At 71.7% G+C, this 19,800-nt stretch carries 19 protein-coding genes; 7 read left to right on the top strand and 12 right to left on the bottom strand.

All coding sequences use genetic code 11. From position 1 onward, the window contains the following. The first annotated feature begins 74 nt into the window (after positions 1-74). Entirely contained in the window at positions 75-959 is an 885-nt protein-coding gene (locus ACZ5PB_RS16330; protein WP_468691646.1) for a Bax inhibitor-1/YccA family protein, read from the top strand. A 143-nt stretch (positions 960-1,102) separates the two neighbouring features. On the opposite strand, the gene ACZ5PB_RS16325 is transcribed toward ACZ5PB_RS16330, so the two are convergent. Next, complete coding sequence (locus ACZ5PB_RS16325; RefSeq protein ID WP_398419646.1) at positions 1,103-1,333, bottom strand: DUF4287 domain-containing protein; 231 nt, start codon at positions 1,331-1,333, stop codon at positions 1,103-1,105. A gap of 100 nt (positions 1,334-1,433) precedes the next feature. On the opposite strand from ACZ5PB_RS16325, the gene ACZ5PB_RS16320 reads away from it, so the two are divergent. Beyond that, the gene (locus ACZ5PB_RS16320; protein ID WP_468691644.1) at positions 1,434-1,754 is read left to right on the top strand and encodes a hypothetical protein; all 321 of its coding nucleotides are present in this window, start codon (positions 1,434-1,436) and stop codon (positions 1,752-1,754) included. A gap of 59 nt (positions 1,755-1,813) precedes the next feature. On the opposite strand, the gene ACZ5PB_RS16315 is transcribed toward ACZ5PB_RS16320, so the two are convergent. The 3 genes from ACZ5PB_RS16315 to ACZ5PB_RS16305 form a co-directional block, all read right to left on the bottom strand. Next, positions 1,814-2,707 carry a hypothetical protein gene (locus ACZ5PB_RS16315; protein WP_468692091.1) on the bottom strand — a complete coding sequence of 298 codons (894 nt, stop codon included), beginning with the start codon at positions 2,705-2,707 and terminating at the stop codon, positions 1,814-1,816. A 464-nt stretch (positions 2,708-3,171) separates the two neighbouring features. Then, a complete protein-coding gene (locus ACZ5PB_RS16310) occupies positions 3,172-4,392 on the bottom strand; it encodes an acetyl-CoA C-acetyltransferase (protein ID WP_468691642.1) in 1,221 nt (406 codons plus the stop codon). Between the two features lie 560 nt (positions 4,393-4,952). Beyond that, on the bottom strand, positions 4,953-5,948 hold the full coding sequence (locus ACZ5PB_RS16305) for an SGNH/GDSL hydrolase family protein (RefSeq protein ID WP_468691641.1): 996 nt from the start codon (positions 5,946-5,948) through the stop codon (positions 4,953-4,955). Between the two features lie 188 nt (positions 5,949-6,136). Between ACZ5PB_RS16305 and ACZ5PB_RS16300 the strand changes: the two genes are divergently transcribed. Continuing rightward, positions 6,137-7,528 carry a cystathionine beta-synthase gene (locus tag ACZ5PB_RS16300; RefSeq protein ID WP_468691640.1) on the top strand — a complete coding sequence of 464 codons (1,392 nt, stop codon included), beginning with the start codon at positions 6,137-6,139 and terminating at the stop codon, positions 7,526-7,528. A 356-nt stretch (positions 7,529-7,884) separates the two neighbouring features. Here ACZ5PB_RS16300 and ACZ5PB_RS16295 read toward each other — a convergent pair whose 3' ends face one another. Both ACZ5PB_RS16295 and ACZ5PB_RS16290 read right to left on the bottom strand, forming a co-directional pair. Further along, on the bottom strand, positions 7,885-8,331 hold the full coding sequence (locus ACZ5PB_RS16295; protein ID WP_468691639.1) for a hypothetical protein: 447 nt from the start codon (positions 8,329-8,331) through the stop codon (positions 7,885-7,887). 10 nt (positions 8,332-8,341) lie between these two features. After that, a complete protein-coding gene (locus tag ACZ5PB_RS16290; protein ID WP_468691637.1) occupies positions 8,342-9,817 on the bottom strand; it encodes a purine-cytosine permease family protein in 1,476 nt (491 codons plus the stop codon). A 102-nt stretch (positions 9,818-9,919) separates the two neighbouring features. Between ACZ5PB_RS16290 and ACZ5PB_RS16285 the strand changes: the two genes are divergently transcribed. Further along, entirely contained in the window at positions 9,920-10,855 is a 936-nt protein-coding gene (locus tag ACZ5PB_RS16285) for a MurR/RpiR family transcriptional regulator (protein ID WP_468691636.1), read from the top strand. Positions 10,856-10,936: 81 nt separating this feature from the next. Here ACZ5PB_RS16285 and ACZ5PB_RS16280 read toward each other — a convergent pair whose 3' ends face one another. From ACZ5PB_RS16280 to ACZ5PB_RS16255, 6 genes are all read right to left on the bottom strand, one after another. Beyond that, positions 10,937-11,308 (bottom strand): hypothetical protein, encoded by a 372-nt coding sequence (locus ACZ5PB_RS16280; RefSeq protein WP_468691634.1) that lies wholly within the window; start codon positions 11,306-11,308, stop codon positions 10,937-10,939. A gap of 40 nt (positions 11,309-11,348) precedes the next feature. Beyond that, positions 11,349-11,855 carry a roadblock/LC7 domain-containing protein gene (locus ACZ5PB_RS16275; protein WP_468691632.1) on the bottom strand — a complete coding sequence of 169 codons (507 nt, stop codon included), beginning with the start codon at positions 11,853-11,855 and terminating at the stop codon, positions 11,349-11,351. Further along, a complete protein-coding gene (locus tag ACZ5PB_RS16270) occupies positions 11,852-12,655 on the bottom strand; it encodes a transcriptional regulator (RefSeq protein WP_468691631.1) in 804 nt (267 codons plus the stop codon). Before ACZ5PB_RS16270 ends, ACZ5PB_RS16275 begins: the two co-directional genes overlap by 4 nt. Continuing rightward, positions 12,652-13,086, bottom strand: coding sequence for a hypothetical protein (locus ACZ5PB_RS16265; RefSeq protein ID WP_468691630.1), 435 nt, complete (start codon positions 13,084-13,086; stop codon positions 12,652-12,654). The genes ACZ5PB_RS16270 and ACZ5PB_RS16265 overlap by 4 nt, the downstream gene beginning before the upstream one ends. 186 nt (positions 13,087-13,272) lie before the next feature. Beyond that, a complete protein-coding gene (locus tag ACZ5PB_RS16260) occupies positions 13,273-14,637 on the bottom strand; it encodes a type III PLP-dependent enzyme domain-containing protein (protein WP_468691628.1) in 1,365 nt (454 codons plus the stop codon). A gap of 254 nt (positions 14,638-14,891) precedes the next feature. Then, on the bottom strand, positions 14,892-15,404 hold the full coding sequence (locus ACZ5PB_RS16255; RefSeq protein ID WP_468691626.1) for a pyridoxamine 5'-phosphate oxidase family protein: 513 nt from the start codon (positions 15,402-15,404) through the stop codon (positions 14,892-14,894). A gap of 144 nt (positions 15,405-15,548) precedes the next feature. On the opposite strand from ACZ5PB_RS16255, the gene hutU reads away from it, so the two are divergent. Genes hutU through ACZ5PB_RS16240 form a run of 3 tightly spaced genes read left to right on the top strand, consistent with a single transcriptional unit; the run spans position 15,549 to position 19,791 of the window. Continuing rightward, positions 15,549-17,243, top strand: a complete 1,695-nt coding sequence (hutU, locus tag ACZ5PB_RS16250; RefSeq protein ID WP_468691624.1) for a urocanate hydratase — start codon at positions 15,549-15,551, stop codon at positions 17,241-17,243. 17 nt (positions 17,244-17,260) lie between these two features. After that, positions 17,261-18,451, top strand: a complete 1,191-nt coding sequence (locus ACZ5PB_RS16245) for an allantoate amidohydrolase (RefSeq protein WP_468692089.1) — start codon at positions 17,261-17,263, stop codon at positions 18,449-18,451. Next, on the top strand, positions 18,448-19,791 hold the full coding sequence (locus ACZ5PB_RS16240; RefSeq protein ID WP_468691622.1) for a formimidoylglutamate deiminase: 1,344 nt from the start codon (positions 18,448-18,450) through the stop codon (positions 19,789-19,791). Before ACZ5PB_RS16245 ends, ACZ5PB_RS16240 begins: the two co-directional genes overlap by 4 nt. Positions 19,792-19,800: the final 9 nt, after the last annotated feature.

The following is a 19,800-nucleotide window of genomic DNA, read 5'->3' as shown; positions in this document are numbered from 1 at the left end:
GGTACAGGGGTGGTTTCTTTGCGACCCCATTACTCTTGAGTCAAGGCCGCATACGGTGGCCATGGAGGAGTGAAATGAGGAGCAGCAACCCGGTCTTCTCGCGACGGGGGTTCAGCCGCGACAACGGCTCCGCGGGCTTCAACGCGCAGCAGCCGCAGGCCGGGGGCCCCGCCGTCGGAACCGCGGGCAACCCGTACGCCCAGGGCAACCCCTACGCCCAGGACGCCACGAACCCGTACGCGACGAACCCGTACGCACAGCAGGACCAGTACGGCGCCCCCGTGGCGCCCCCGCGCGGCAGCGTCATGACCATGGACGACGTGGTCAGCCGTACGGCGATCACGCTCGGCACCGTGATCGCGGGCGCGACTGTCGCCTGGGTCACACAGATGGGCCTCGGCCTGGCCATCGGCGCCGCGCTCGTGGCGATGGTGCTCGGCCTGATCCAGTCGTTCAAGCGCAAGCCGATGCCGCCGCTGATCCTGGCGTACGCGGCATTCGAGGGACTCTTCCTCGGTGCGCTCAGCAACTACGTCAACACCTTCATCGCGCCGGGCGCGGCGATGCAGGCGGTACTGGGCACGATGGCGGTCTTCGTCACCATGCTCGTGCTGTACAAGACCCGGATCATCCGGGTCACCGCCCGCTTCACCCGCTTCGTGATCATCGCCGCGATCAGCTTCATGGTGCTCACCGCCGTGAACCTGCTGTTCATGGTGTTCGCGGGCGGTGACGGCCTCGGCTTCCGCAGCGGTGGCCTGGGCATCCTGTTCGGCGTGGTCGGCGTGCTGCTCGGCGCGTTCTTCCTGGCGCTGGACTTCAAGCAGGTCGAGGACGGCGTCGCCTACGGCGCCCCCCGCGAGGAGTCCTGGATGGCGGCCTTCGGCCTCACCATGACCCTGGTGTGGATCTACCTCGAAATGCTGCGTCTCGTCTCGATCCTGAGCGGCGACGACTAGCAGCACCCCGCTCCCGCCCGCCGGGAGCGAAGCGAAACGAAGGGCCCGCAGACCGTCTCGTACGGACTGCGGGCCCTTTTCGATGTCGATGTCGGGGTGGGGGTCGGGATCGCTCGGGGACCGGGGTCGTGGGGGGAACGGGGTCAGAGGAACTTGCGGGCGGCTCGCCTCAGGTCGTACTCGTGGATGATCGCCTTGGCGTGACCATGAGCGAGGTTGTGCTCGCTGCGGAGCCAGCTCACCTTTTCCTCGAAGCGGAAGAGGGAGGGACCGTCATCGACAGTGCGCAGCCAGTCGGACACTTCACGACCGGTGCAGTGGGGGATGCGGGAGAGCAGGTTGCGGTGGGTCTCTTCGGAGAAGACTTGGGACATCGGCGCCTCCGGAGGCATTGCGCTTGCTGGTCCTTCACGCCACCGTGCCTGAGGGTTGGCCTGTTGGCAACAGTCCGCGGCAGGCGCGTAGGGTCGCGATGTGCTGGATACGACACCCCTGTTGACCGCCGTGGAGCGGCTCGCCGACCGCCTGCGGACCACCCCCGAGAGCCGGCTGAGGCAAGGTGCGGCGGCCGAGGGACTGGCGCTGGCCAGGGAACTCGCGCTGCGCGCCCAGCGCCTGGAGTTCCCCGGCCGGGACCCGCTGCCGATGCCGGACGCGGGCATGTTCGTCGTCGCCGACCAACTCGCGGTCGCCGGACGGGATTTGGCAATGATCATGGGAACGGCCCCGTCCGGTGAACTGGACGAGGCCGTGGCGCTGGTGGAGGCGGCCGGGGCGAGGATCGCGAGGATCTAGCCGATCCGGCCGCGGGACCCGGACAGGGCTTCGGGACCCCGGACGGGGCTCCGGGACCCCTAGTCGGGCATCGAGGCGATGACGCGGTCCGCGAGGATGTAGACGTTCTCCTCGCCGCAGGAGAAGGTCAGCGCGTACGCCCCGGAGAGGCTGGAGCCGCCGAGCAGCACCGGCGGGTTGCCGTCGCGCAGGGCCTGGCCCAGCAGCTCCGCGGTGTCGCGGTGGCCGGGGGTCATGCCCAGCGTCGTACCGTCCGTGAAGACGTACATGTCGAGGGTGCCGAGCGGGCCGGGGCGGATGTCGGAGAGGACCACCCGGGCCTCCGCGAGCTCCTCCAGGCGACGCAGCGTGGACTCGTCGTCACCGGCGATGGCCGTGGGCCTGCGGACCGGTACGAAGTCGGGGTGCGAGGGGTGCCGGCGGCGGGCGGCGGCCAGCTCGGCGGAGTCCTCGGGGAAGTCCTCGGCGGCCTCGGCCGCGTCCTCGGCGTCGACCCGGGCCTGGGCGGCCTGGAGCATCCGCTGGAGCTCGCTGTCGTCCATGCCCTCGAACTCGAAGAACTCGGCGGGCTCCGGGCCGAGATAGGTGAAGCCGTCCTGCTCGGCGGCGGTGAAGCCGGTCAGCAGGGACGGGGCGTCGGCGGCGTCGCGGGCCTCCTGTGCGGCCCAGAACGCCCGCGCCTCGGCGAGCTCCCGCTCCCGCTCCTCGGCCAGGGCCTCGGTGACGGCTGCCCGTATCTCGGCGGCCGGCGTGAGCTGCGTCTCGCCGCTGCGGGTCTGGTGGGGGAGAGCGGCGAGCGCTGCCCGATCACGCTGCTCGGCGGCCTCCGCGCGGTCGGCCGCACGGTCGGCGCGCAGGGCGGCGACCTCCTTGCGGAGGCCGGCGACGGTGTGCAGGGCGGCGCCGCCGACGGCTGCGGTGGCAGCGGTGGCGAGCAGCAGGGCAACAGACATGGCGCTCACTGACGTACTCCTGAATTCATTGCGATCCCCTGACCGACATCGGTCCCCCGACCGATCCCCCGGACTTCCTACCTCAGCTTCCCGTGTACGTCTGCTCACCGGCAGTGCATTACGTCATGAAATGGACAGGTCTTTGGACCTGGTATTTCGTCCGTAAACCGCTGTGACCTGCGATGACCCACCTCCCCCAGGTGAGAGGTCACATCCTGGGGGAGATTGGGTCACGACTGGGACGCGAAGCGTGTGACGGGGCGCGTGGGGGAGCGGAAGGGTGGGTGCTCCCCGGGTGCGCTCAGACGATTGTGCGCTTCGGGCGCCGTGCGCGCGCGGTGATCGGGGGGATTCGTGAGGCGTCACACATTGAGGGCGAACGCGGGCGTGTGCGGGGGCCGGTGGGACAGGGTGGGTCCGGCGTGCACCGGCGTCACCCGGTGTGATCCGCCGGACCCGGTGGGTCAGCTGAGGCGCTCGATGACCATGGCCATGCCCTGGCCGCCGCCGACGCACATCGTCTCCAGGCCGAACTGCTTGTCGTGGAACTGGAGGCTGTTGATGAGGGTGCCCGTGATACGGGCGCCGGTCATGCCGAAGGGGTGGCCGACGGCGATCGCGCCACCGTTGACGTTGACCTTGTCCAGGTCCAGGCCGAGGTCCTGGTACGAGGGGATCACCTGGGCGGCGAAGGCCTCGTTGAGCTCGGCGAGGTCGATGTCGCCGATGGTCAGCCCGGCGCGCTTGAGTGCCTGCTTGCTCGCCTCGACCGGCCCGTAACCCATGATCTCGGGGGACAGTCCGGAGACACCGGTGGACACGATCCGGGCCAGCGGGGTGAGGCCCAGCTCCCGGGCCTTGGTGTCGGACATGATCACCAGGGCGGCGGCGCCGTCGTTGAGCGGGCAGCAGTTGCCGGCGGTGACCAGGCCGTCGGGGCGGAAGACCGGCTTCAGGCCTGCGACGCCTTCCAGCGTCACGCCCGCGCGGGGGCCGTCGTCCTTGCTGACGACCGTGCCGTCCGGGGTGGTGACCGGGGTGATCTCGCGCTCCCAGAACCCGTTCTTGAGGGCTTCCTCGGCGAGGTTCTGCGAGCGGACACCGAAGGCGTCCATGTCGGCGCGGGTCACGCCCTTGAGGCGGGCCAGGTTCTCGGCGGTCTGCCCCATGGAGATGTACGCGTCCGGCACGAGGCCGTCCTCGCGGGGGTCGTGCCAGTCGGTGCCCTCGCGCTCGGCGTTGGCGGCGGTGCGGGCCTCGGCCTCGGCGAAGAGGGGGTTGTGCGTGTCCGGGAGGGAGTCCGAGTTGCCCTTGGTGAAGCGCGACACCATCTCCACCCCGGCGGAGATGAACACGTCGCCCTCGCCGGCCTTGATGGCGTGCATGGCCATGCGGGAGGTCTGGAGCGAGGAGGAACAGTAGCGGGTGACGGTGCAGCCCGGGAGGTGGTCCATGCCCATCGTCACGGCGACGATGCGGCCGAGGTTGTTGCCCTGCTCGCCGCCGGGGAGGCCGCAGCCGAGCATCAGGTCGTCGATGTCGCGGGGGTCGAGCTCGGGGACCTTGGCGAGGGCGGCCTGGATGATGGTCGCGGTGAGGTCGTCGGCGCGGAGGTCCTTGAGGGAGCCCTTGAAGGCGCGGCCGATGGGGGAGCGGGCGGTCGAGACGATGACGGCTTCGGGCATCGGGGGCTCCTGGGGTGCGCGGGTGGTGAAGTGGGCGGTCCTCTTTCGAAGTTACCGGGCCGTACCGGGGGTGGTCACCGGGTGGGTGGTGTGACGCGGGCCGCACTTCTAAGCGGTTGCTCAGGGGTGGGGGAGGTGGCGGGCCCGGCCACGGCCGGTGGTCATGTGCGGGTGCGATGTGGCTGGCCGCGCAGTTCCCCGCGCCCCTGAGTACTCGTAGTCAACGCGCGCCGGGAACTGTGCGGCGCTGGACACGAGTACCTGGGGGCGCGGGGAACTGCGCGAGCAACCACCCACCGGCCCGCGCGTGCGGACCCCTGACCCCGCGGCCAGCGGTCTAGGGAAGGGGCGGGGAGGGGCACAGTCCGCCGCAGGCGCGACACGCTCGCCAGCTCGCACTGCCAGCGCCACGCGGCGGCAGCCGCAAATCCAGCGCAGCGGGAAGGGGCGGGGAGGGGCATCGCCCGCCGCAGGCGCGGCGCCGCACGAGGCTTGGGGTGCCGCGCGGCGGCGGCCGGATGCCTCGCACGCCGCTCGGCGAGTTCGGCCCGGCAGGATCCCTAGTGCGCCGCGTCCTGCGTCCTCGCCGGGTCCGGAGCCGTCGGGATCCGCCTCCGGCGGCGGTGTTTGAGGAGGGCCCAGGGGGCGCGGGCGCCCGTGACCTCTGTGCCCGCTTCGGCCGCCGCCTTGGTCGCGGCGCGTGCCACCGGCAGCATTCCCTCGTCCCGCGAGCCGTCCAGACGGTCGGATTCCGGCCATAGACCGAGCGCCGCGCACAGCGTGGGCAGAACCGCCATGGCCGCCGTGGAATAGCCCTCCGCCGAGGGATGGTAATTGTCCGGACCGAACAACTCCCGCGGATTGGCGGCGAATTCGGGACCCAGGAGGTCGCCCAGCGAAACCGTCCGGCCGCCCTGTTCCACCACCCCGATCGTCTGCGCCGCCGCCAGCTGCCGCGAGACCCGGCGGGCCAGCCACCGCAGCGGCTGGTAGACGGGCTCGATCGTGCCCAGGTCGGGGCAGGTGCCCACGACGACCTCCGCGCCCGCCGTACGCAGCCTCCGTACCGCCGCGGACAGATGCCGTACCGACTGCGTCGGAGGCATCCGGTGCGTCACGTCGTTCGCGCCGATCATGATCACGCATACGTCCGGGGGCCGGAGCGGATCCCGCACGAGGAGCGAGACCTGGCGGTCCAGGTCGTCGGACATGGCCCCGGGCAGCGCCACGTTCCGCAGCTCGACCGGCCGTTCGGCCACCGCCGCGAGCCCCGACGCGAGCAGGGCGCCCGGCGTGTGGCCCGCTCGCCGTACGCCCTGACCTGCGGCGGTCGAGTCCCCGAGGACGGCGAGCCGCAGCGCGGGCAGGTCCGAGCAGCGCCCTGCGAAGGCGGTGCCGTACAGACCGTCCGCGGGCGGTGCGATCGGCGCCACCCCGCCGCCCACCGCACGTTTCGCCAGCTGCACCTCCGCAATCACCAGTCCCACCGTCGCGGCCCCGATCAGCCCGATGCCACCGCCGCCGTACGCCGCGCCCGCGGCGATTCGCCGTGCCACCCTCGCCCTCGACACAGTCGCAGCCACCTCCTCGAAGAACCATGCGCAGGAACATCCGTACGGTTGCCGGTCCGTACATCTGCTAACTGCCCGGTAGGGGGTGTTGCTCAATCTCACCCGAAGGTGAATACGGACGGACGGGGGGCGGTCTAGTCTGGCCGCACCATCACGGAGACCCCGGAGAAGACGTGCGATTTCACGACTCGATGATCAGCCTCGTAGGCAACACCCCGCTGGTGAAGCTGAACCGAGTGACGGCAGGCATTCAGGCGACAGTCCTTGCGAAGGTCGAATACTTCAACCCCGGCGGGTCCGTGAAGGACCGGATCGCCGTCCGCATGATCGAGGCCGCCGAACAGAGCGGTGCGCTCCAGCCCGGCGGCACCATCGTCGAGCCGACCTCCGGCAACACCGGCGTCGGACTCGCGATCGTGGCCCAGCAGAAGGGCTACAAGTGCATCTTCGTCTGTCCCGACAAGGTGTCGCTCGACAAGATCAACGTGCTGCGGGCGTACGGCGCGGAGGTCGTGGTCTGCCCGACCGCCGTCGACCCCGAGCACCCCGACTCGTACTACAACGTCTCCGACCGGCTGGTCCGCGAGACCCCCGGTGCCTGGAAGCCCGACCAGTACAGCAACCCGAACAACCCGCGCTCGCACTACGAGACGACGGGCCCGGAGCTGTGGGACCAGACGGACGGGAAGATCACCCATTTCGTCGCAGGCGTCGGCACCGGAGGCACCATCTCCGGCACCGGCCGCTACCTCAAGGAGATCAGCGGCGGCAAGGTCACCGTCATCGGCGCCGACCCGGAGGGCTCGGTCTACTCCGGCGGCTCCGGCCGGCCGTACCTCGTCGAGGGCGTCGGTGAGGACTTCTGGCCGACCGCGTACGACAAGACCGTCACGGACGAGATCGTCGCGGTCTCCGACAAGGACTCCTTCCAGATGACGCGGCGGCTCGCCAAGGAGGAGGGCCTCCTCGTCGGCGGCTCCTGCGGAATGGCGGTCGTGGGCGCGCTGCGGGTGGCGGAGCGGCTCGGCCCGGACGACGTGGTCGTCGTCCTGCTCCCGGACAGCGGGCGCGGCTACATGAGCAAGATCTTCAACGACGAGTGGATGGCCGACTACGGCTTCCTGGAGGACGCGGGCCCCTCCGCGCGCGTCGGCGACGTGCTCCAGTACAAGGAGGGCGGCGCGATGCCGCACCTGGTGCACATGCACCCGGAGGAGACCGTCGGCGAGGCCATCGACGTGCTGCGCGAGTACGGCGTCTCGCAGATGCCGATCGTGAAGCCGGGCGCCGGGCACCCGGACGTGATGGCCGCCGAGGTCATCGGCTCGGTCGTCGAAAGGGAGCTGCTGGACGCACTGTTCGCCCAGCGCGCCTCGCTGAGCGACCCGCTGGAGAAGCACATGTCCGACCCGCTGCCGCAGGTCGGTTCCGGCGAGCCGGTCGAGGACCTGATGGTCGTCCTCGGCGGCAAGGGCGGGGCGGACGCGGCGATCGTGCTGGTCGAGGGCAAGCCGACCGGGGTGGTGAGCAGGCAGGACCTGCTGGCCTTCCTCGCGAAGGGCTGATGACCGGTCACGGCTGCGGCCGCTGATGCCGTACGGGCCCGGACCGGCCGTCGGGGCTCAGGCTTTGGCCTGAGCCTCACGGGACGGTTCGGGCCTGTGTGCGACCGGACTTCGTACGAACGGTACGAGCACGTCATGCCGTCGCAGCACTCGCTTAACACGGCTGCGGCACAGTGGTCCTTGTCGGCGTCACGGACAACCGGAGCGGCTCCCGGGCCTTCGTGGACGTCGGAACACGGCATCCGGCCCTGACCCGGGCCGTGTTCCTGGCGGGGACCGTCGTCGTCCCGCCCCCTGGGCAGCCGGGGGTGCGTCGGTCCCCGCGCCAGACACCTGCGGCGGCCGGGCGCCCGGTGCTAGAGGTCCCACTCGGAGGTCTTCGCGCGGTCGCGGTCCCCGTGGAGCCACCTCCACCCCCTGGACGCGTGCACCGCGTTCACGCCGAAGATGCCCACCCAGCTGACCAGCAGCCCCGGCAGCCCGGCGTTGACCACGGCGATCGCGGACAGCGGGACGGCGAGGATCAGCGAGATGATGGCGAAGCCGAAGCGTTCGCCGAAGCCGCCGTCGCCGGACGGGGCCCTGGCCGGGCTGGACGCGCCCCTCGCCACGACGAGCTGCTGTTCGGCCAGCTGCCGGCGGACGCGGCGGTCGACCGTGGTGTCGAGGCGCTGCTCGACCTTCTCCAGGAACGATTCGACGAGGGCCGCCTCGTAGTCCGCCCCGAGTTCCCTGCGGGCGTTCACCGTGGCGTCCAGGTCCTTCTTCAGCTCGGCGTCGCGAGCGCGGCCTGATGCTTCCATGCCTTCGACGTTACGGAGCGGGAGCGCCCTTGGCAGTGGGGGAAGCCCCCGTATTCGGCTGCGGAATACCCCCGCCGCCCCCTGCGGTGTTCCCCGGAATGTGTGCGGTGTTCCTCCTTGCCAGCAGCCAGTACAGGAGTGCGGGCACCGCCAGGCCGATGATCCAGGAGATGTCCGCGCCGCCCAGCGGAGCCACAAGCGGGCCCGTGTAGAAGTGCGTGACCAGGAAGGGGAGCTGGGCCAGGACGCCGAGCACGTACACCGACAGCGCGTCCCACCGCCAGGCACCGTACCGGCCTCCGGGGTCCGACAGCGCCTCGATGTCGTAGCGCTCGCGCGAGATCAGGTAGAAGTCGACCAGGTTGATCGCCGACCACGGGGTGAAGAAGGTCAGCAGGAAGAGCAGGAAGTCCTTGAACGAGGTCAGGAAGCTGTCCTTGCCGAGGAGCGCGACCACCGTGCCCGCGACCATGATCCCCGCGATGTACGCCGACCTGGCGCGCGGCGACAGCGTCCGCTGCCCCCGGAAGCCGCTGATGCTGGTCACCATCGACATGAAGCCGCCGTAGGTGTTGAGCACGTTGATCGTCAGCTTGCCCAGCGCGATCACGAAGTACAGGAAGGACGCGATCAGGCCCGCGCCGCCGAGCCCGACCACGTACGACACCTGGCTCTTCATGAACGCGCCGCCCGAGGTGGCCGCCACCAGGACACCGAAGGTCATCGACCACTGTGACCCGATCCCGGAGCCCGCCAGGGTCCACCAGAAAGTGGCCTTGCCGGAGGTGCTGCGCGGCAGGTAGCGGGAGTAGTCCGCGACGTACGGGCCGAAGGCGAGCTGCCAGGAGGCCGAGAGGGAGACGGCCAGCAGGAACATCGGCAGGTCGAAGCCGGGGTCCGTGGTGAGGACCGCGCCCAGGTCGATGTCGCCCAGCAGGCGGATGCCCAGGTAGACGAAGGCCAGGGCGCAGATCACGCTGGCGACCCGGCCCAGCGCGTGGATCACCCGGTAGCCGACCGCCGCCATCACCGCCGTGATCACCGCGAAGACGATGATGCCGGTGGTGTCGCCGAGGTGGGTCAGCTCGCCGACCGCCTGGCCCGCCAGGACACTGCCGCTCGCGAAGAAGCCGACGTACATCACGATGACCAGCAGGAGCGGCACGACCGCCCCCTTGACGCCGAACTGGGCGCGGGACTGGATCATTTGGGGCAGGCCCAGCTTCGGGCCCTGTGCCGAGTGCAGGGCCATGACGGCGCCGCCGAGGACGTTGCCGAGGAGGAGACCGATGATCGACCAGAGCGGGCCGCCGCCGAAGACGACGGCCAGCGCGCCGGTGACCACGGCGGTGATCTGGAGGTTCGCGCCGAGCCAGAGGGTGAACTGGGAGAAGGCGGTGCCGTGGCGTTCCCCGTCCGGGACGACGTCGATCGAGCGCCGCTCGACGAGTGAAGCAGCCGGTACGTCAGCCGGTGAGCCAGCCATGTGTGTGCCCCTCCCATGCAGTCTGTATATGGTCATGCAGGGTTCTGGGTGACTGAATAGATGTCAATGGGTCGGCTGAAAATCGTGGAGGCGGGGTCGGTTATGGAGGGTTCGAGTGGGAAATCGGACGTGGATTCCGGTACGGACCGGGAGGCGGGGCGGACCGCCGGACAGGCTGCCGGACGGGCTACCGGACGGGCTGCCGGGTCGGCCGCCGCGCGGCTCCAGCAGCTCTTCGAGGGGCGGCGGCTCACCCCGACCCAGCGGCGGATCGCGCACAGCATGGTGCGGCGGGCGGGTGACGTGCCGTTCCTGTCGAGCGTGGAGCTGGCCGAGCTCGCGGGGGTCAGCCAGCCGTCGGTGACCCGGTTCGCCGTCGCGCTCGGCTTCGACGGGTACCCGGCACTGCGCAAGCACCTGCGGGAGGTCGCGCCCGCCGGAGCGGCGGCGGGCGCCTCGGCCTCGTACAACGAGTACCAGCAGGCGGTCCTCGGCGAGATGGAGAACCTGCGGCACCTCGCCGAGCTGCTCGCCGACCCGGCCCCGGTCGAGCGTGCCGGTCAACTCCTCGCCCGGTCACAGGTGTTGCCGGTGCTCGGGCTGCGGGCCGCGTCCTCGCAGGCGCGTGGCTTCGCCTACTTCGCGGCCAAGGTGCACCCGGACGTACGGCTGCTCGACGAGGGCGGCTCCATGCTGGCCGACCGGATCGACGCGGCCCGGCGGGCGGGCGCCGAGGTGCTGCTGTGCTTCGCGCTGCCGCGCCATCCGCGCGAGGTGGTGGAGGCGCTGGCGTACGCGCGTGAGCAGGGGCTGACCGTCATCACGGTCGCCGATTCCGCGTTCGCGCCGGTGGCCGCCCACAGTGACCTGCTGATCCCGGCCGCGGTCGGCACCGGGCTGGCCTTCGACACCGCGTGCGCGCCGATGCTGCTGGGGCGGGTGCTGCTGGAGGCGATGTGCGACGGGCTGCCGGACGCGCAGGCGCGGCTGGAGGAGTTCGACGTACGGGCCGGGGTGCGCGGGCTCTTCGTCGAGTAGCCGCAGGAGTGGAGTGGAGTGGAGTGGAGTGGCGGGGCGGAGGCGCGGTGCCGGGGATGCGCCTCCGCCCCCGGTGGCGGCTCAGACCTCCAACTCGCTCTCGATGCGCTTGAGTTGGTGACGGGCCATCGCGAGGTTCGCGCGGTCCTTGTCGAGCGCCAGGTAGAGGAACAGGCCGTTGGTGCCCCGGCCCTTGAGCAGCCGGATCAGGTGGTACTGGCTGCCGAGCGTGATCAGGATGTCCTCGATCTCGTCGTTCATGCCGAGGTGCTCCAGGGTGCGGACCTTGGCCCGCACCACGTCGGTGTTGCCCGCGGAGGCGACCGTGAGGTCGAGCTCCTTGCTGCCGCCCGCGGTGCCCAGCGCCATGCCGCTGGTGTAGTCGACGAGGGCGACGCCGAGGGTGCCCTCGATGGTCATTGCCTCTTTGAGAGCGGCTTCGGTGTTGGCCATGAGTGGTCGCACTTCCTTCTGTCGGTTGGGTGGGACGAGTTCAGGTGGTGGCGGTCGTGGTGGTCGAGGCGGTCGTGTCCGGTGCGGAGGGGTCCGTACGGTCGACGAGTTCGCCGATCCGGGCACCCGCCCGCCGGGCTTCGAGGTGCAGCCGGCCCACGTTGATCCGGGGCTCGGCGAGCAGGGTCAGTACGGCCGAGGCGCCCGCCGCGTAGGTGGCGACGTAACCCTCCTCGCCCCGTACCAGCAGCTCCTTGAAGCCGCCCTGGCCGGTGGCGTCGGCCAGCCGCACCGAGACGCCGAGTGCGGCGGCGGTGAGGGCGGCGATGCCCTCCGCCTCGACGGGGCCCGCGTCCTCGGCGAGGACGAGACCGTCGACGCTGGCGGCCAGCACCCCGGTCAGCTGGGGGAGCCGGGCCCTCAACCGCCGCAGTTCCTCAAGGACGTCGGGGTCCGGCGGCCTCGGCGCGGGCACCGTCCGCCTGCGCTCCGGGCGGGGCCGGTCGACGGCGGCACGGACCGTGAGGGTGCGCAGAGCTCTTTTCACAGTGCCTCCAGGGCGTTGCGGAGCCGGCGCAGCAGGGCGACGTCCGGGTCCTCGGTGACCTGGCCGACCCATTCCGGTACGGCGACGGGGGCGGGCAGCGGTGCCTCGCGCGGGGTCGCCACCGCACCGGCCGCCGCCAGGCGCCGTACGTCGATCAAGGTGTGGAAGGCGGGCCTGCCGAGGGCCCGGGCGATGTCGGCGGGGGTGCGCACCCCGTCCGCGAGGTCGAGCACGTCCTGCTGGCGGCGGGTGATGTGGGCGTCCGAAGTGCCGCGTACGACGGGGGAGTTGTCGGTGTCGGGGTAGGGCCACAGCTCGTCCAGGAGTTCGCGGCGGCGCTGGCACTCGCGGGCCACCAGGCGGGCGGAGACCGGGCGTACCGGGCCCATCCAGTGCGCCACGCCGTGCCGGAAGCGGGTCGGGCCGCTGCCCGGTGCGAGGGCGAAGAACGCGGCGTCGAACAGGGCTCCCAGATGGGCGAGTTCGAGCTCGCCGCCCGCGAGGCGCCCGCTGTCGACCAGGAAGCGGCCCACCCGGCCGTGCGGTCCGGCCCGGTCGAAGGCCTCCTGCCAGCCCTCGCGAGGCAGCCGGTTGGTGAGCAGCACCTCCAGGCCGGGTGCGGCCGGGCTCTCGGCGTGCACCACCTGTCCTTCGTCGAGGTAGAGGGTGCCGTGGTCACGCAGCAGGGCGCCGGTGGCGCGCTCGTCGGCGAGGCGAACGAGCATGGGGGACAGGGCACTTGGTGCGTCCGCGGTCGCGGTGCGTGCGGTCGTTGCGCCGGTCGTCGTGGTCGCGGTCATCCCAGTACCAGCCGTTCTGCGAGGTCGGCGAGGCGCAGTCGGGCGAGGGCGAGGTTGCCCAGTTCCCGGTCGAGCCAGAGGTGGAGGAAGACGCTGCTGTCGAAGGAGGTCTCCACGTACCGCAGCAGGTGGTAGTCGGTGCGGGTGGTGATGATGACGTCCTCGACGGGGAGCCCCTTGGCCTGGCTCTGGCTCTGGCCCCCGCCCTCCCCGCTGTGCGCGGGACCGGCTCCGGGGCCGGGGGCGAAGGTGCCGTGCTCGGCGGCCATCCTGGCCAGCTCGGCGGACTCGGCGGCGGCCGTCTCGCTGTCACCGCCGGCGGCCTCCCCGGCGGTGCCGAGCGCGAGTCCGCTGGTCCAGTCGACGAGGGCCGCCCCGCGTGCACCGGGCAACTCCATCGCTTCGACCAGGCATGCATCGATTCCCGACACGCGGAACTCCCCTCTCCCCAGGCCCCACCGGGGGCGGCGCGATGGGCCAGAGATTACGCAACCGGCATGCGCTTGAGGGGAGTTCTGGCATATTCCAACGGAACACCCGTGCGGCTGGCTAGGGTGTCCGCACCGCCGCTCCGGGGCAATTCTCCGGCCACGAAGCGCGCGCGGGATTGGGCGGGGTTAGAAGCGCTCGCGAAGCCCCCCGCCCGCCTCCGCGACGATCTCCCGCATGCTCTGCGCCGCCCGCGCGAGGACGAACCGCACCCCGGTCGGGGTCGCGTCGAAGCCGTAAAGGGCAGGCCGGGGAAGGGAGTTGTACGCGTAGTGCGCCGCCATCGCGTATGCCCCGACGTCCAGCACCGCCACGTGATCGTCGGCCTCCAGGGCAGGCAGCGCACGGTTCTCGGCGAGCAGGTCGCCCGAGAAGCAGGCGGGCCCGGCGATGTCCTGCGGAACGGCCGGTCCCGGCTTGGGCCGGCCCTTCTCGTCGTACGCGGCGACCCTCAGCGGCCACACCTCCGGCAGGTACACACTGCGGGTCGCGACCTGAACTCCCGCGTGGGTCACGGCGATCGGCCGCCCGCCGGACGTCTTCACGTACTCCACCCGGGTCAGCAGCGTGCCGTGCTTGGCGACGAGGGCGCGCCCGAACTCGGTGACCAGCCCGTACCGCCCGTCGAACAGCCCCGGCACCTCGCGGGCGAGCAGCGCGGCGTACTCCGCGAACGACGGGGTGTGCGTGTCGGAGGCGAAATTGACCGGCAGCCCGCCCCCGATGTCGATCGTGTCGACCCGCCGCTCTCCCGCCAACTCATTGATCTCCTCGGCCAGTTCATAGGTGGCACGCACCCCCGCCGCCATCCGCTCCAGCGGAACGCCCTGCGACCCGGTGTGGGTGTGCAGTCGGGTCAGCCAGGGCCGCTCCTGATACGCCCGGACCACCCATTCACGGGCCCCCGGGTCCAGGAGCGCGACGCCGAACTTCGAGGTGGCGGTGGAGGTGGAGGTCGCCGCGATGCTCCCCGCCCCGACCTGCGGATTGACCCGAATGCCGAGCGGGGAACGGGTCGGCGCTGACCGGACGAGAGCGTCGATACGGGCCAGCTCCTGGGCGGAGTCGGCGTTCACGGCGATCCCGAGGGCGAGTGCCTCGCGCAGTTCTGCGGGGGTCTTGGCGGGCGAGTCGAAGACGGTGTGGGCGGGCAGCACCCCCGCGGTCCGCGCGAGCGCCAGCTCACCGGGGCTCGCCACTTCCGCGCCGATCTGCCCGTCCTCGTACAGCATCCGCAGCAGCGGTACGAGCGGTGCGGCCTTGACGGCGAAGGTGTGCAGGACGGGAGTGCCGGGCGCCGTGACCTGAGCGAAGGCGTCCCGCAGGGCTTGGGCCCCCGCCCGGATCCCGGCGAGGTCGAGGAGCCCGACGACGGGACTCCCCGCCCCGGTCAGCCCCTGCTCCACCGCCGCCCGCACGGCCTGCTCCCGCCGGACGACGGCCTCGGGGACGGGGGAGGGGACACCGGAGTCGTGCGCATCGGATGTGGTCATCCCCCCAGCCAAGCAGGCGTGAGGCGCCGACACCGGCAATTCCCACACCCCCCGCCCCCTTGGGCGGCGGGGCCGCACCCACCCCCTAGCCCCCTTGGGCGGCGGGGCCGCACCCACCCCCGAGCCCCCTTGGGCGGCGGGGCCGCCCCCCGGGGGCGGAACGGGCGGGCAAGGGGGCGGCCCCCGGCGGAGCCGAACCCCCCGACCCCGCCCCACCTGCGCCCCGGCCCCCACCCCGGGACCCGCCCCGCCCCTCACCCCCCAAAACGCCACCGCGTCTGGCTGAACGGGGTGCCCTTGCCGAAGCCGAAGACGGTTTTCGGGGGGACCTCGAAGACCACCGCGCGGCCCTCGCCATGGCCGAAGTGGCCGTCGGCGACGTCGAAGTGCCAGTCGCTGCCGTACTTGGTCTCCCAGGCCTCGGCGAGTACCTGGAGGCGGGCGTCGTCCGTGACGCGGGTCGCCGTGCCTTCGTAGACGAGGTCGAAGCCCTCGTTCCAGCGGTTGTTTCCGGTGGTCAGGACCAGGTGGGGATTGGCGGCCAGGTTCTTCGCCTTGCGTTCGCCCGGGCCGGTGCAGAAGTGCAGCCGGCCGTCCAGCCACACGGCGGGCAGCGGCGTCACATGGGGCCGGCCGTCGCTCCGTACCGTCGAGATCCAGAAGAGCTCGGCCGAACGGAGGATCTCCTCGGCCCGGGACCAGGGTGCCGCGACCGCCTTCTCCTCGCTGTAGTCGGTGCTGAGGGTCGTGTCAGGTGTCTGCGTCATGCCATGAGGACTCCCCGGAGGGGCGGAAATCATCGGTGCGGCGGGGTGCGAGTGCCGTCGGGCCCGCCCGGGGTGTTGACTGGATCTATTCATCTCGCCAGGATGTGAATAACAAATCAACGGCTCTGCCCCAGGAGGCACTCCATGTCAGGACCCCGACCCGTACGAGCCCCGCGCGGTACGGAGCTCAGCGCCCTGGGATGGCAGCAGGAGGCCGCCCTGCGCATGCTCCAGAACAACCTCGACCCCGAGGTCGCCGAGCACCCCGACAAGCTCGTCGTCTACGGCGGCACCGGCAAGGCGGCCCGCGACTGGCGCTCCTTCGACGCCATGGTGCGGACCCTGAAGACGCTCAAGCAGGACGAGACGATGCTCGTCCAGTCCGGGCGTCCGGTCGGCGTCATGCAGACCCACGAGTGGGCGCCGCGCGTGCTCATCGCCAACTCCAACCTGGTGGGCGACTGGGCGAACTGGGAGGAGTTCCGCCGCCTGGAGCAGCTCGGACTCACCATGTACGGGCAGATGACCGCCGGTTCGTGGATCTACATCGGTACGCAGGGAATCCTCCAGGGGACGTACGAGACCTTCGCCGCCGTCGCCGCGAAGAGGTTCAACGGCACCCTCGCCGGGACCATCACCCTCACCGCCGGGCTCGGCGGCATGGGCGGCGCCCAGCCGCTCGCCGTGACGATGAACGACGGCGTCGCGATCTGTATCGACGTCGACCCGCGCGCCATCGAGCGCCGGATCGAGCACAAGTACCTGGACGTGAAGGCCGACTCCCTGGAACACGCACTCCAGCTCGCCGTCGAGGCCCGTGACCAGCGCAAGCCGCTCTCCATCGGCCTGCTCGGCAACGCCGCCGAACTGCTGCCCCGGATGCTCGCCGAGGGCGCGCCCGTCGACATCGTCACCGACCAGACCTCCGCCCACGACCCGCTCGCCTACCTCCCCGTCGGCATCGGCTTCGACGACATGGCGGACGCGGCGGCCAAGGACCCGGCCGGGTTCACCACCCGCGCCCGCGAGTCCATGGCCAAGCACGTCGAAGCCATGGTCGGCTTCATGGACGCCGGTGCCGAGGTCTTCGACTACGGCAACTCCATCCGCGGCGAGGCCCAACTCGCGGGCTACAGCCGGGCGTTCGACTTCCCCGGCTTCGTCCCCGCGTACATCCGCCCGCTCTTCTGCGAGGGCAGGGGCCCGTTCCGCTGGGCCGCGCTGTCCGGCGAGGCGTCCGACATCCACAAGACGGACCGCGAGCTGCTCAAGCTCTTCCCCGAGAACGAATCCCTGCACCGCTGGATCAAGATGGCCGGCGAGCGCGTCCACTTCCAGGGCCTGCCCGCCCGGATCTGCTGGCTCGGCCAGGGCGAGCGCGACAAGGCGGGCGAGCTCTTCAACAACATGGTGGCCGACGGCACCCTCGCCGCCCCGCTCGCCATCGGCCGCGACCACCTCGACTGCGGCTCGGTGGCCTCCCCGTACCGCGAGACCGAGGCCATGCGCGACGGCTCCGACGCCATCGCCGACTGGCCGCTGCTCAACGCCATGGTCAACGTCGCCTCCGGCGCCTCCTGGGTCTCCATCCACCACGGCGGCGGCGTCGGCATGGGCCGCTCGATCCACGCGGGCCAGGTGTCCGTCGCCGACGGCACCAAGCTCGCGGGCGAGAAGATCCGCCGCGTGCTGACGAACGACCCCGGCATGGGCGTCATCCGGCACGTCGACGCCGGTTACGAGGAGGCGGAGGCCACCGCCGACGCCCAGGGTGTCCGCGTCCCGATGCGCGAGGGCGACAGCAGCGAGGGCGACAGCAGCAAGGGCGACGACGCGTGAGCGACAGCTTCCACAGCATGTGGGCGGAGCTGCTGCCGATCGGCCGCAGCTCCGCCACCGGCGGGTACCGCAGGTACGCCTGGACGGCCGCCGACGCCGACTGCCGCGCCTGGTTCAAGGCACAGGCCGAGTCCAGGGGCCTGACCTACGAGCTCGACCGCAACGGCAACCAGTGGGCCTGGCAGGGCGACCCCCTCGCCGGGGACGCCGTCGTCATCGGCTCGCACCTCGACTCGGTGCCGGACGGCGGCGCCTTCGACGGCCCGCTCGGCGTCGTCTCCTCCTTCGCCGCGCTCGACGAACTCCGCCACAGGGGAGTGGAGTTCGCCAGACCGGTCGCCATCACCAACTTCGGCGACGAGGAGGGCGCCCGGTTCGGCCTCGCCTGCGTCGGCTCGCGGCTGGCCGCCGGCCAGCTCACCCCCGAGAAGGCCTGCGAGCTCCGCGACGGCGACGGCATCACGCTGCCGCAGGCGATGGAGGCGGCCGGCTACGACCCGGCCGCCATCGGCCCGGACCCCGAGCGTCTCGCCCGTATCGGCGCCTTCGTCGAGCTCCACGTCGAGCAGGGCCGCGCCCTCGACCTCACCGGCGACCCGGTCGGCCTCGCCTCCGCGATCTGGCCGCACGGCCGCTGGCGGTACGACTTCCACGGCGAGGCCAACCACGCGGGCACCACCCGCCTCGTGGACCGCCGCGACCCCATGCTCACCTACGCGGAGACCGTCCTCGCCGCCCGCCGCGAGGCCGAACTCGCGGGCGCCGTCGCCACGTTCGGCAAGATCAGCGTCGAGCCGAACGGCGTCAACGCGATCCCGTCGCTGGTCAGGGGCTGGCTCGACTCCCGGGCCGCCGACCAGTCCACCCTGGACAAGGTGATCGCGGGCATCGAGACCGCCGCCCAGGAAGCCGCCTCCCGGTCCGGCATCGACCTCAAGGTCGTACGGGAGTCCTTCACCCCGGTCGTCGAGTTCGAGCACGCCCTGCGCGACGAACTCGCCCGGCTGCTGGGGGAGAACATCCCCGTCCTGGGCACGGGCGCGGGACACGACGCGGGAATCCTCTCCGCGTCCGTCCCGACCGCCATGCTGTTCGTACGCAACCCCACCGGCGTCTCGCACTCCCCGGCGGAGTACGCAGCCGAGGACGACTGCGTCGCCGGGGTGCGCGCACTCGCCGACGTCACCGAAGGGCTCGCCTGCGCATGACACGTACGACGACGTACTGGATGGAACACGCCTGGCTCGACCCGGTCGTCGAGCCCGGCGTCGCGGTGGACGTCGCGGACGGCCGGATCACCGCGGTGCGCAAGGGAGTTGTGGCCCCGCCGCCGGACTCCGTCGCGCTGCGCGGACTGACCCTCCCCGGCCTCGCCAACACCCACTCGCACGCCTTCCACCGGGCGCTGCGCGGAGCCGTCCAGGTCGGCTCGGGCACCTTCTGGACCTGGCGCGAGGTCATGTACTCCGTCGCCTCCCGCCTCACCCCGGACTCGTACCACGCACTCGCCCGCGCGGTGTACGCGGAGATGGCGCTCACCGGGATCACGGCGGTCGGCGAATTCCACTACGTGCACCACGCCCCGGGCGGCAAGCCCTACGCCCACCCCAACGCCATGGGCGAGGCCCTGATCGCGGCGGCCCATGACGCGGGCATCCGCCTGACCCTCCTCGACACCGCCTACCTCTCCTCCGGCTTCGGCGAACCCCCCAACTCCCACCAGCTCCGCTTCTCGGACGGTACGGCCGAGGCGTGGGCGGAGCGGGTGTCGTCGGGCCTGACCGATTCCGCGTACGTACGGCACGGAGCGGCCATCCACTCGGTACGGGCGGTCCCGGCGGCGGAACTGGCCACCGTCGCCAAATGGGCCCAGGACCGTCAGGCCCCCCTGCACGTCCACCTCTCGGAACAGACCGCCGAGAACGACGCCTGCCGGGCCGCCCACGGCTGCACCCCCACCCAGCTCCTCGCCGACCACGGCGTGCTGGGCCCGCACACCACCGGCGTCCACAACACCCACCTCACCCCCGGGGACATCGCCCTGCTCGGCGAATCGGGCACCGGCACCTGCATGTGCCCCACCACGGAACGCGACCTCGCGGACGGCATCGGCCCCGCCGTCGCCCTCCAGCGGGCGGGCTCCCCGCTCTCCCTCGGCAGCGACAGCCACGCGGTCGTCGACCTCTTCGAGGAAGCCCGCGCCATGGAGCTGAACGAACGCCTCCGCTCCCGCACCCGGGGCCACTGGACGGCGGCGGCACTGCTGCGCGCCGCCTCCGCCGACGGCCACGCCGCCCTCGGCCGGCCGGACGCGGGCACCATCGAGCCCGGCGCCCTCGCCGACCTCACGACGATCGCCCTGGACACGGTCCGCACGGCGGGCCCGGTCCCGATACTGGGCGCCGAAACGGCCGTCTTCGCCGCCTCCGGCGCGGACGTCCGCCACACGGTCGTCGGCGGCCGGGAGGTCGTCAGGGACGGCGTGCACCTGTCCGTACCGGACGTGGGGGCCGAACTGGCGCGGACGGTGGCCGCGTTGAGGGCATGACGGCCCCCC

It is taken from the genome of Streptomyces sp. NPDC032721 (assembly GCF_055579625.1).
The sequence above is the reverse complement of the archived record's forward strand: the minus strand, read 5'-3'. Positions and strand labels throughout refer to the sequence as shown.

What these genes read in the sequence shown, in the direction of transcription:
- ACZ5PB_RS16295 (WP_468691639.1), bottom strand. Translation starts at nt 8,331, where the DNA reads ATGGAAGCATCAGGCCGCGCTCGCGACGCCGAGCTGAAGAAGGACCTG.
- ACZ5PB_RS16270 (WP_468691631.1), bottom strand. Translation starts at nt 12,655, where the DNA reads ATGACCGCGACCACGACGACCGGCGCAACGACCGCACGCACCGCGACC.
- ACZ5PB_RS16315 (WP_468692091.1), bottom strand. Translation starts at nt 2,707, where the DNA reads ATGTCTGTTGCCCTGCTGCTCGCCACCGCTGCCACCGCAGCCGTCGGC.
- ACZ5PB_RS16325 (WP_398419646.1), bottom strand. Translation starts at nt 1,333, where the DNA reads ATGTCCCAAGTCTTCTCCGAAGAGACCCACCGCAACCTGCTCTCCCGC.
- ACZ5PB_RS16255 (WP_468691626.1), bottom strand. Translation starts at nt 15,404, where the DNA reads ATGACGCAGACACCTGACACGACCCTCAGCACCGACTACAGCGAGGAG.
- hutU (WP_468691624.1), top strand. Translation starts at nt 15,549, where the DNA reads ATGTCAGGACCCCGACCCGTACGAGCCCCGCGCGGTACGGAGCTCAGC.
- ACZ5PB_RS16245 (WP_468692089.1), top strand. Translation starts at nt 17,261, where the DNA reads ATGTGGGCGGAGCTGCTGCCGATCGGCCGCAGCTCCGCCACCGGCGGG.
- ACZ5PB_RS16280 (WP_468691634.1), bottom strand. Translation starts at nt 11,308, where the DNA reads ATGGCCAACACCGAAGCCGCTCTCAAAGAGGCAATGACCATCGAGGGC.
- ACZ5PB_RS16330 (WP_468691646.1), top strand. Translation starts at nt 75, where the DNA reads ATGAGGAGCAGCAACCCGGTCTTCTCGCGACGGGGGTTCAGCCGCGAC.
- ACZ5PB_RS16240 (WP_468691622.1), top strand. Translation starts at nt 18,448, where the DNA reads ATGACACGTACGACGACGTACTGGATGGAACACGCCTGGCTCGACCCG.
- ACZ5PB_RS16260 (WP_468691628.1), bottom strand. Translation starts at nt 14,637, where the DNA reads ATGACCACATCCGATGCGCACGACTCCGGTGTCCCCTCCCCCGTCCCC.
- ACZ5PB_RS16290 (WP_468691637.1), bottom strand. Translation starts at nt 9,817, where the DNA reads ATGGCTGGCTCACCGGCTGACGTACCGGCTGCTTCACTCGTCGAGCGG.
- ACZ5PB_RS16310 (WP_468691642.1), bottom strand. Translation starts at nt 4,392, where the DNA reads ATGCCCGAAGCCGTCATCGTCTCGACCGCCCGCTCCCCCATCGGCCGC.
- ACZ5PB_RS16285 (WP_468691636.1), top strand. Translation starts at nt 9,920, where the DNA reads ATGGAGGGTTCGAGTGGGAAATCGGACGTGGATTCCGGTACGGACCGG.